The sequence below is a fragment of the Alteromonas sp. AWQ4_252 genome, from assembly GCF_056158205.1.
In genome coordinates this window covers 2,278,012-2,289,663 of record NZ_JBSWSV010000001.1, presented here as the reverse complement: position 1 = coordinate 2,289,663, position 11,652 = coordinate 2,278,012, and the positions used below count along the sequence as shown (strand labels likewise).

The window sequence follows — 11,652 nt, the reverse complement described above, 5'->3', positions numbered from 1 at the left end:
TGGGGGGCTTCCCACTATTTTCAATAGTAAAATGACGCTGTAGCTAGTTCAGTGACAACACTTCTATCGGCAAACCCAGAGTTTCCAGCGGTTTCATTAACGTTGTTTTATCACCAACCACGATAATTTGCATCTCATCTGCGTTCAATTGTTCTTTGGCGACGGCCTTGAGCTTCTCTACTGATACTTTCTTTATCAATGCTGTTTGTTCATCCCGGTAATTTTTAGGTAAGTCGTAAGCCAGTAATTGCCTTAAAAACGCCACCTTGCTATTAGGTGTTTCATATTCAAGCGCATCGCTTAACGTAAACGCGTTTTGCATGAACTGAAGTTCTTCCTCAGTAGGGCCGTTTTCCTGATACTCGCGAATTTCCTTGAGAAACTCTTGAATGGCGTCCAGGGTATTTGGTGCTGTAACTTCAGCCTGAGCTTCAAACCACCCTACCGTTTTTCCACCAATGAAAGAGGTCGACGCACCGTAAGTGTAGCCCTTATCTTCCCGCAGATTTAAATTTATACGGCTATTAAACGCGCCACCCAGTGGAAAGTTCATCAGGCGCGAGTAAAAGTAGTTTCCAGTAGCATCAAACGGCATAGCTCGCTTAACAATGTGTACCGCAGACTGAACCGCGTCCGGATTATCTACTAAAAAAATCTTGCTGCCTTCATAATCAGGGAACCCAGATAACGCAGGAACGGTATAAGGCTTTGGAGTCCACTCAGACATGAACGCCAGCGATGAGATGACTTCCCGCTGGGAAAGATCACTGACAATCACCAGGTTTGCTTTGGCTGGATTGTAATAGCGCTCGTAAAAAGTTTTTATATCCGCTAGCTCAATATTTGCCAGGCTGGCCAACGCGCCATTTGCCGGTAAACTCAAGCGACTGTCCTCGCCGAACAAGACTAAATCTTTCGCGCGATCAGCGAGATACCCGGGGTTGCGCAAACTCTGCTGCATACTTTGAGCTAACCTGGCTTTTAAGCGTTGAAAATCATTTTCATCAAACCCTGGACGAAAGAGCTTTTCTTCCAACAAAGCAAGGGTTTGCGGCAGATTTTTAGTCAGTGACGACACGTATACTTGAGAGTAGCGCCCTGACGCTCTAAAACTTATCGAGCTCCCAAGTTTTGCCAAAGCATTGGACAACGCCTCATTAGTATAATTTTCAGTTGATTCGTTCATCATAGACGCGGTTAAAAATGCCACACCGGCCTTATGTGGCGGATCCAGTAGCATGCCGCCTTCCAAGTTGAGCGTTAAAGTTACTGTTGGTGTTTCATCGCTGGTTACACCAAGAGTACTAATACCGGACGGTAGTGTGGTTTCCCAAAACTCAGGAACATGTACGGTGGGAATCGGACCTGCTGTTGGCACCAGGCTGCGATCAAAGTCGTCAGGTATCGCTTTTTGCTCAACCGGCTGATTCACCAGTTGAACATCACCAATATCTCTTTCACCTAAGGTGAAGTTTTGAGGCTTAACCGCGATTTCAGCTCGTCCTAGAGGCACAACAGAAATAGTAACCCCGTGTTTATTTTTGATGTATTTGTTGTACACGCGCATCACATCTTCTGCCGTAACATTATTGTAGCGTTCAATATCATCGGCCACTAAATCCGGTTGCGCAAAGAAGGTTTCTCCGCTTGCCAGGGCACTTACTTTTCCACTTACACTTTGCAAGCCAAATATAGTAGAAGCTTCAATTCCAGCTTTAGTGCGAGCCAAATCGTCATCATTTACGCCTCGCTGTTCAAACTCAGCTAACGATTGCATAACCACATCATTTAACGTTGACAAGTTATTCACGGTATCTGGATTTGCCAGTGCAATGAGCTGAAATTCACAGGCCAGTTCGCGACATGGATGTGACACGCCCGCTTGCACTGCAAGCCCCTCTTTAACCAGATTTTTGTAAAACAGTGACGTTTTACCGCCGCCCAATATATCTGACAATACATCAAGAGGCGCTTCGTCTTCGTGTCTTGCATACACGGTGGGGTACGTAATTTGGAGCAACGGAAGATGAACTTTATCTTCGAGAGTAACATAACGGTTTTCTGCCAACTCAACCGCATGAGGCGTTTGTTTCTCTACTTCAGGGCCTCTGGGAATTGGACCGAAGTACTTTTCTACCCACTTTTTCGTTTGTGCTACATCGATGTCGCCGCCAATGGTCAACACGGCATTGTTTGGGCCATACCAACGTTTGAAGAAAGCCTTTAGGTCGTTGACGGTAACCCTGTCTAAATCTTCCATATAGCCAATTGTCGACCACGAATATGGATGACCAGAGGGATAAAGCGCCTCACCGTTTTTCTCGAACCGCAGCCCGTAAGGTCGGTTATCCACCCGCTGCGCTCTTTCGTTTTTAACCGTGTCCCTCTGGTTTTCAAACTTCTCCTGAGTCACCGCCGGTAATAAGAACCCCATACGGTCAGCTTCTAACCACAACATTTTTTCCAGCTGGTTCGCTGGTACCGTTTCAAAATAATTGGTGCGATCGGTATTGGTTGTGCCGTTTAGGGTACCACCTGCTTCTGTAATAATTTTAAAGTGCTCTTCGTCTTCTACGTGCTCAGAGCCCTGGAACATCATGTGTTCAAAAAAATGCGCAAATCCGCTTTTACCTAACTCTTCTCTGGCACTTCCCACATGATAGGTTACATCAACATGAACCAGCGGATCGGAGTGATCCTGATGTAGGATAACGGTGAGACCATTGCTTAACGTGTATTTTTCGTGGGGTATATGAACTTGCTTTGGTACTTGTTCTAAAGCGGTGATGTTTTCGCTTTGTTGACTCTGGCAGCTTGCCAGAGTGAGAGTAACGCCCGCTAACAGGAAAATTTTTGCGGCCAGAGATTTCGCCATCAGGCATCCTTTATCGTTTAGGTTGAACGGCAGGTACATCTTTTATCAATTTCTATAACCACTGAAAAGAAGGAAGAATTGAAAAGCGTTGTTAATACCCGTGGAAAAAATTGTTATTTTCAGACTACCAGAAAACACAAACAAAAACCTCTTTCGGATAGTCCCCTTTGTATCAATTTATTACATTATGAAATACACTGACAACAAATAGGTTTAGGAGTGATTATGGATTCTTCTGACACGCTAATTGATCTTAAGTTCGGTTTGTCACAACTAAGTGGTAACAGCACACTTTTATTGCGTTTATTGCAAAAATTTTCTGATGAATATATTGATGCTGAAAACAAACTCACCCTTCTCTTCACACAACAAAACTGGGATGGTGCACGTACATATTTGCACACCATAAAAGGGGTCGCAGGCAATCTTGGTATCACTCAACTGCACCAGGCCAGCCGACAGGCTGAAAATGAAATAAAAAGTGTGCCCGAGCTACCAGCTTCCTTTCCATTTTTCTGTGAAACGCTAAGTGCCACACTCGCGTACATCCAGACTTTGCAGGCTAACCCAGGCTTACTTGAAGAAGGGGGACTTAAAAAAGAAGTACCAGGCAAAGCTGAAACGGAAAACGATACCACTGCTGAGGCTGCCACTAACATCGCGGCACCGGATGACTTTATTCGCGCACTTGAGCAAAACGAGTTTATTGCCCAGGAACAATTGGATGCGTGGCTTGCAGCTTCTACGTCTGATAGCGAGAAGCAGCAACAAATTCGCGATGCGATTGACGATCTCGATTATGAAAATGCTCTGGCCTTGCTAAATAGTTAAGTACACCGGCAAACCAGCACATTGATGAATAGCTTACCTAACTGGCCTGCGGTGGTGCTCGACCACCCAGACTTTTTAATTATTAATAAGCCCGTAGGCGTACCCATGCACGACAGTGACAACGGCATTGTTGTGCAAACAAAACGAAGTGAGAACTTATCTTCGCTGTACTTGTGCCACCGTCTGGACACCGTTACTTCGGGCTGTTTATTAATGGCCAAGCACGCTGAGGCTGCCGCTGAACTCAGTGGACTTTTTGAGCAACGGCAAATACAAAAGTTTTATCTGGCGTTTCTCTCGAACAAGCCCACTAAGAAACAAGGAACCGTGTCCGGCGATATGAAAAATCGTCGGCGAGGACAGCACATTTTACTGAAAAGCAAAGACAACCCAGCAGTCACGCAATTTTTTTCACATCATATTGACGGCTTAGGGCGAATTGCCATTGTTAAACCACTCACGGGTAAAACACACCAGATTAGGGTGGCAATGAAAAGTATTGGTGCCCCCATTCACGGCGATACACTCTATGGCGCATTAACCGCAGACCGTGTGAGTTTACATGCCTATAGCCTGCATTTTAGCTATAAAGGAGAAAAGTTTTCGGTTGTTGCGCCACCCACGGAAGGTGAACTGTTTACTTCTTCGGCTTGCCGAAGCTGGTTATCGGCACATAAACAGATGGCTAAGTTACCCTGGCCCGAGTACAAATTTCCCCGAGTTGTTACGCCACGTGCTGCCCACGATGAATAACAGAAAAATAGCCATTGTGGGTGATGGCGCTATTGGCTCTCTTGTTGCCGCCGGAGCGCAGCTTGCTCGCATCCCCTTTCGTTTTCTTCTTCGACATGAACGCGAAAGCGTTGTACTGGTAACAAACCGTGAAAACGAGGCCATATCACTTACCCCGGTTCAATTTGAGACACTCACCGACAACGACATTCTCATTTTACCGGTAAAAAACTACCAACTGGCTGAAGCTATAGGTCAGTGGCGAACGATGCTATCGGCCAGCACCCCGGTAATATTGCTCCAAAATGGAATGGGAGGGGAATCGGTCTTATGTGAATATCTCACTACGCAGCCAGTGTATATTGCAACAACCAGTCATGGTGCGTTTAAAACATCCCCTCAACAGGTACAACATACTGGTGTAGGAAAAACATTGTTAGGTCGCAGTCAGGCGCCGATGACCACTGTTTATTCACCCAACACAGACAGGGTTGTAACACAGCTCCTTTCACATTGCTTGCCGCCCATTACCTGGAGCGAAGACATTCAGTTGGCACTGTGGAAAAAGCTAGCTGTAAACCTGGTTATAAACCCTCTCACCGCACTTTACGATGTACCTAACGGGGCGCTTGCGGAAAGCCGGTTTGCTGAAAAGATTAGCCAAATTTGCGACGAGACTGCCCGGGTCATGACTGCCTCGGGTTATCCCACTACCAGATACGAGCTAGAACAAAATGCTCGTCAGGTGATTGCTGCGACAGCGCAAAACTTCTCAAGTATGCATCAGGACATTGCACATAAGCGCAAAACGGAGATTGACGGTATTACGGGGTTTCTTATCAAACAGGCAAAAAAAAGCGGTATTGATGTTCCCATCAATACCGCTTTATATCAGCAAATTACCAGCCTGTAAAAAAGAGCGTTTCTATTCCTGGCTGTCCGAAGCCTGGGGCTTCATATGGGGGAACAAAATCACGTCTTTAATTGTTGGGCTATCGGTGAACAACATGGCTAACCGGTCGATACCAATACCCTGGCCCGCAGTAGGAGGCAAACCGAACTCCAGCGCACGAATGTAATCTTCATCAAAATGCATGGCTTCGTCGTCACCAGCGTCTTTTTCAGCCACTTGCTTGCGGAAGCGCTCAGCTTGATCTTCAGGGTCATTCAATTCGCTAAAGCCATTGGCTAACTCACGACCACCTACGAAGAATTCAAAACGGTCTGTGATAAACGGATTGTCGTCATTTCTGCGAGCCAACGGAGAGACTTCCCACGGATATTCTGTAATAAACGTAGGTTGGATAAGTTTTTCCTCTGCCGTGGCTTCAAATATCTCGCAAAGATATTTACCCGCGCCCCAGATACCATCAACTTCAGGCTCTTTAATGTGCAACTGTTTGGCCATGGCTTTGAGTTCATCGAGGTGAGCTTGTGGATCACGAATAGCAGCTTCATTCGCCTCAGGCCAGTATTTAAGAATGGCTTCACCCATACTCAGGCGGTCAAAAGGCTTACCAAAGTCATAATGTGTTTCTTTGGTTACATTGCCTTCACTGTCGCGCTCAGTATTCACCAACTCAGTAGAACCTAAAATGTCCTGTGCCAATGTGCGCAACATATCTTCGGTAAGGTTCATCAGATCGTTGTAATCGGCATACGCTTGGTAGAATTCAAGCATGGTAAATTCCGGGTTGTGACGGGTCGACAGACCTTCGTTTCGGAAATTCCGGTTAATCTCAAAAACCCGTTCAAAACCACCAACAACCAATCGCTTGAGGTATAACTCCGGCGCGATTCGCAGATACATATCGATATCCAGCGCATTGTGATGGGTAACAAAAGGCTTCGCAGATGCACCACCAGGAATAACTTGTAACATCGGCGTTTCCACTTCGATGTAGTCGCGCTGGGTCAAAAACTGACGAATTCCATTGATGATGGCGCTGCGAATTTTAAAGTTTTTACGGGTTTGTTCACTGGTGATCAAATCCACATAACGCTGACGATATTTTGTTTCCTGATCACTTAAACCGTGGAATTTTTCGGGGAGTGGGCGCAAAGACTTCGTCAGCAATTGCCAATTCTCCATATTGACGTACAAATCGCCCTTACCGGATTTGTGCAGCGCTCCTGCAACACCAATGATATCACCAATATCCAAACTACCGAATTTTGCTTTGATTTCTTTCTGCACATCTTTGCTTGCATAAGCCTGGATGCGGCCAGTCATATCTTGGAGCAAAAGAAACGGGCCGCGCTTAGCCATAATTCGGCCTGCGATAGACACCTGGTTGCTTTCGCTTTCCAGGGCTTCTTTGTCTTTTTCACCGAATTGTTGTTGCAGTTCTTCGGCGTAGTTTTCGCGGCGAAAGTCATTAGGAAAACCATTGGCACGACAGTTTTCCCGGATCGCGCTCAATTTAGCCCGGCGCTCGGCAATTAATTTATTTTCGTCGAGTTGTTGATCGCTCATAACCTGTTCACTTTTGGGTTATTTACAAGCCAGATTTTAAACTGGCCTGAATAAATTTATCTAAATCGCCGTCAAGAACGGCTTGCGTATTGCGGGTTTCTACTCCCGTTCGCAAATCTTTAATACGAGAGTCATCCAGAACGTAGGAGCGTATCTGACTACCCCAGCCAATATCGGATTTGCTGTCTTCCATCGCTTGTTTTTCGGCATTTTGTTTTTGCAGTTCAAACTCATAAAGTTTGGCTTTCAACTGCTTCATTGCCTGATCTTTATTTTTGTGTTGCGACCGGTCATTCTGACATTGCACCACGATACCAGTTGGTTCGTGAGTAATACGTACCGCAGAATCCGTCCTGTTTACGTGCTGACCACCTGCACCAGACGCCCGATAGGTGTCAATACGCAGATCAGAAGGATCGATATCTATTTCAATATCATCGTCGATTTCCGGATACACGAACGCCGACGAGAATGACGTGTGGCGTCGATTACCGGAATCAAATGGTGATTTACGTACTAAGCGGTGAACACCAGTTTCTGTTCGCAGCCAACCGAACGCATACTCGCCCTGAAAGCGAATAGTGGCACTTTTTATGCCCGCTACATCGCCATCAGACAATTCAATAATTTCTGTTTTAAAGCCGTGGGCTTCGCCCCAACGCAGGTACATGCGCAATAACATATTAGCCCAGTCCTGGGCTTCAGTTCCGCCGGAACCAGCCTGCAAATCTATATAACAATCACTGGCGTCATTGGGGCCTGAGAACATACGACGGAACTCGAGCACTTCCAAATCTTCAGTGAGGGATGCTAATTCGGCTTGCGCTTCTTCAAAGGTTTCTTCGTCTTCCGCTTCAACAGCAAGCTCAAGTAAACCTTCTACATCTTCAGCACCTTGCTCAAGCTTTTGTATGGTGTCTACCACCTGCTCAAGGGCAACTTTTTCCTTGCCAAGTGCCTGAGCCCGTTCGGGTTCATTCCACACATCCGGACTTTCAAGCTCGCGGTTAACTTCTTCTAATCGCTCTGACTTCGTATCGAAGTCAAAGATACCCCCTAAGTGCTTCAGTGCGCACTCGGATATCTTCAATGGCATTTTTCACCGGGTTTATTTCAAACATTCTCTCGCCACAGCTAATTGAAAAATAAGACCGCGGATAGTACCGAATTTGGCGCAATTTTGATAGCACCAGCTGTGATTTTTGTTCGCTCAGCACCGTGGCTTAGCAATAAACGCACAACTGCAGGCTAAATAGTTATAACCAGATTACTTGTATACAGTCCCTGCAAAAATCGCCATGTACAAAAAAGGCTGTCACGGATGCCAGCCTTTCGTACTCAAATGTCTTGCTGCTAAGGCCTTACATTTTTTCCAGCGTTTCAATGCCCAACAAGGATAAGCCCTGTTCAAGAGTTTTCGCCACCAGGGCAGACAACTCCAGACGACTATTACGCATCTGTTCGTCAATACCTTCTTTTAAGATGGGGCAAGCTTCATAGAAACGCATAAAGGCACTCGCCACATCGTAAAGATATGTGCACAGTACATGGGGTGTTGCCTCTCGAGCCACGACAGTAATCACCTCTTCAAACTGCAGTAACAACACTGCGAGTGCGTGCTCTTGCGTTTCGGTTAGTGACATAGCGCCGGAGAGCTCACTGACAGCAATACCAGATTTGCGGAATATACTTTTCACTCGTGTGTACGCGTATTGCAAATACGGCGCAGTGTTGCCTTCAAAGCTAAGCATGGTATCCCAGTTGAAGACATAGTCTGTGGTACGGTTTTTACTTAGATCGGCATATTTAACCGCACCTATGCCAACTTTACGGGCGACTTCTTCAAGCTCATCTTGTGATAGGTCATTAGCGCGTTCAGCAATTAACTTGCCCGCACGTTCTACCGCTTCATCCAACAGTTCAACAAGCTTCACTGTACCACCGGTACGGGTCTTAAACGGCTTGCCGTCGCTGCCCAGCATCATACCAAACGGACAGTGTTCGTAGGTTTGGGTTTCTTTCATGAAACCGGCTTTACGACCCACAATTTCTGTCTGCTTGAAGTGCAGTGCTTGACGAGCATCAGTGAGAATAAGGGTGCGATCGGCGTTCAATTTACCGCTGCGGTAGCGCATTGCGGCCAAATCGGTCGTGGAATACAGATAGCCGCCGCCTGATTTTTGCACAATATAAACGGCCGGATTACCCTCTTTATCGGCAAGCTCAGAAATAAAGACCACCTGCGCGCCCTGATTTTCTACCGCTATGCCTTTATCTTTTAATTCGCTGATCACATTGGCTAAATCATCGTTATAAGCAGATTCGCCCATAATGTCGTCGCGGGTAAGAGTAACGTTCAGTTTGTCGTATACCTCTTCACTATGCTGAATAGATATTTCAATAAACTGCTGCCAAAGTGTTAAACACTGCGCGTCACCGCCTTGTAATTTCACAACGTATTCACGCGCCCGGTCAGCAAAACCTTCTTCTTCATCGAAGCGCACCTTGGCTTCACGGTAGAAATCTTCCAGATCTGACAGTGCGGTTTCCGCCACTTCACTTTCCAGCTTGTCAGATAAGTGAGCTAACAACATGCCAAACTGGGTGCCCCAATCGCCCATATGATTTTGACGGATCACGTCATGGCCAAGAAATTCCAGCACTTTCACCACGGCATCACCAATGATAGTGGTTCTCAGATGCCCAACGTGCATTTCTTTAGCAAGGTTTGGTGAAGAGTAATCAACAACTACCGTTTTTTGTGCGTCTTTTGCCACACCAATACGGGGGTCGTGTAGTGCCAGCTCACATTGATTCGCCAACCAGACATCACTAAGGTGGATGTTAATAAAACCAGGTCCAGCCACTTCAAGTTTACTGGCTACATCGTCTAGATTCACCAACTCAACAATTTTCTCCGCGATATCCCGTGGCTTTTGTCGCAATTGTTTGGCCAACGCCATGGCACCATTAAACTGATACTCGCCGAACTCTGGCCGTGCACTGCGGGCAACGGGTACAGGCGCGTTTTCAGCCCCCAGTTTGTCTAAGGCTTCAGTAAAGCGGCTAACTAATAAAGCATGTATATTCATTGATCGTCTTTCTTAATGTTCGCGAGTTTCTTTAAATTCAATATCGGGATAGCGCTCTTTAGCCAACTGTAAATTAACCATGGTAGGCGCTATGTAGGCTAAGTTATCGCCGCCATCTAACGACAAATTTTGCTCCGCTTTGCGTCGGAACTCGTCCAACTTCTTAGCGTCTTTACTGTATACCCAGCGTGCGGTACTTACATTGATGTGTTCATAAATCGCATCAACGTTATATTCTGCCTTTAACCTGGCAACCACAACGTCAAACTGCAGTACACCGACAGCCCCTACAATGAGATCATTATTTATTAAGGGACGAAACACCTGAACCGCGCCTTCTTCGGATAACTGAATCAAGCCCTTTAAAAGCTGTTTTTGTTTTAATGGGTCTTTTAACCGAATGCGCTTGAATAATTCTGGCGCAAAGTTCGGAATACCAGTAAAGCGAAAGTTATTGCCGGACGTAAACGTATCGCCAATGCGAATGGTACCATGGTTGTGTAAACCGATAATGTCGCCGGCATAAGCTTCTTCAAGTAATGAGCGATCTCCAGCCAGGAAGGTCAGCGCGTCAGATATACGCACATCTTTGTTGATGCGGCTGTGGCGCATCTTCATGCCTTTTTCATATTTACCGGAAACAATGCGGCAAAACGCAATACGGTCACGGTGCTTAGGATCCATATTGGCCTGGATCTTAAACACGAAGCCACTGAATTCTTCGGCATCGGCTTTTACTTCACCGTCTTCAGTTTGCCGACCTTGTGGCGCTGGCGCCCATTTTACCAGGCCATCCAGCATGTGATCCACACCGAAATTTCCTAGTGCTGTACCAAAAAATACAGGGGTTAATTCCCCTTCTAAAAACAACTCTTCATCAAACTCGTTAGATGCGCCCTGAACCAGCTCCAATTCTTCTTGTAGTTGCAACAGCAGACCGCTGCCGATGGCAGCTTCAAGCTCCGGGTTGTCAATACCCTTGATGATTCTAACATCTTGAATCATGTGCCCAAGGCCAGATTTATAGAGAATGACTTCGTCGCGGTGTAAGTGATAAACACCCTTAAATTCTTTACCACAGCCTATGGGCCAGGTAACCGGCGCACAAAGGATATCCAGTTCGGTTTCCACCTCGTCAAGCAATTCCAGCGGATCGCGGATATCGCGGTCGAGCTTATTCATAAAAGTGATGATGGGTGTATCACGCAACCGGGTAACTTCCATCAATTTGCGAGTTCTGTCTTCTACACCCTTGGCGGCGTCGATCACCATCAAACAGGAGTCAACTGCCGTCAATGTTCGATATGTATCCTCGGAAAAGTCTTCGTGTCCCGGGGTGTCCAACAGATTGACGAGGTTATCAGCGTACGGAAACTGCATAACGGAAGTCGTTACCGAGATCCCCCGCTCCTTTTCCATTTCCATCCAGTCAGATTTTGCGTGTTGACCGGATTTTTTACCCTTTACTGTACCGGCTTTTTGTAATGCTTGCCCGAAGAGCAATACCTTTTCAGTGATGGTGGTTTTACCCGCATCAGGGTGCGAGATGATAGCGAACGTGCGTCTCTTATTGATTTCACTAGAAAAATTGCTATCTGCCATACACCAAATACCCTTATTTACACCTAAAATTACACCCGTTTAAA

At 46.2% G+C, this 11,652-nt stretch carries 8 protein-coding genes; 3 read left to right on the top strand and 5 right to left on the bottom strand.

All coding sequences use genetic code 11. From position 1 onward, the window contains the following. Positions 1–43: 43 nt before the first annotated feature. Complete coding sequence (locus ACXACM_RS10140; RefSeq protein ID WP_474821500.1) at positions 44–2,875, bottom strand: M16 family metallopeptidase; 2,832 nt, start codon at positions 2,873–2,875, stop codon at positions 44–46. Positions 2,876–3,100: 225 nt separating this feature from the next. Between ACXACM_RS10140 and ACXACM_RS10135 the strand changes: the two genes are divergently transcribed. From ACXACM_RS10135 to ACXACM_RS10125, 3 genes are read left to right on the top strand one after another with little or no spacing between them, the layout of a single operon-like run. Next, complete coding sequence (locus ACXACM_RS10135) at positions 3,101–3,706, top strand: Hpt domain-containing protein (protein WP_474821499.1); 606 nt, start codon at positions 3,101–3,103, stop codon at positions 3,704–3,706. Positions 3,707–3,730: 24 nt separating this feature from the next. Beyond that, on the top strand, positions 3,731–4,459 hold the full coding sequence (locus tag ACXACM_RS10130; RefSeq protein ID WP_474821498.1) for a pseudouridine synthase: 729 nt from the start codon (positions 3,731–3,733) through the stop codon (positions 4,457–4,459). Next, entirely contained in the window at positions 4,452–5,351 is a 900-nt protein-coding gene (locus ACXACM_RS10125; protein WP_474821496.1) for a ketopantoate reductase family protein, read from the top strand. The genes ACXACM_RS10130 and ACXACM_RS10125 overlap by 8 nt, the downstream gene beginning before the upstream one ends. 12 nt (positions 5,352–5,363) lie before the next feature. Here ACXACM_RS10125 and lysS read toward each other — a convergent pair whose 3' ends face one another. From lysS to prfC, 4 genes are all read right to left on the bottom strand, one after another. Continuing rightward, positions 5,364–6,914, bottom strand: a complete 1,551-nt coding sequence (gene lysS / locus ACXACM_RS10120) for a lysine--tRNA ligase (RefSeq protein ID WP_474821495.1) — start codon at positions 6,912–6,914, stop codon at positions 5,364–5,366. Between the two features lie 22 nt (positions 6,915–6,936). Next, a protein-coding gene (prfB, locus tag ACXACM_RS10115; RefSeq protein ID WP_474821493.1) for a peptide chain release factor 2 occupies positions 6,937–8,035 on the bottom strand; the annotation gives its coding sequence in 2 pieces (ribosomal slippage) (positions 6,937–7,959 and positions 7,961–8,035; 1,098 coding nt in all). 240 nt (positions 8,036–8,275) lie between these two features. Beyond that, positions 8,276–10,006: an arginine--tRNA ligase gene (gene argS / locus ACXACM_RS10110; protein ID WP_474821492.1), complete on the bottom strand. Its 1,731-nt coding sequence runs from the start codon at positions 10,004–10,006 to the stop codon at positions 8,276–8,278. Positions 10,007–10,018: 12 nt separating this feature from the next. Then, positions 10,019–11,608 (bottom strand): peptide chain release factor 3, encoded by a 1,590-nt coding sequence (gene prfC / locus ACXACM_RS10105; protein WP_474821490.1) that lies wholly within the window; start codon positions 11,606–11,608, stop codon positions 10,019–10,021. Positions 11,609–11,652: the final 44 nt, after the last annotated feature.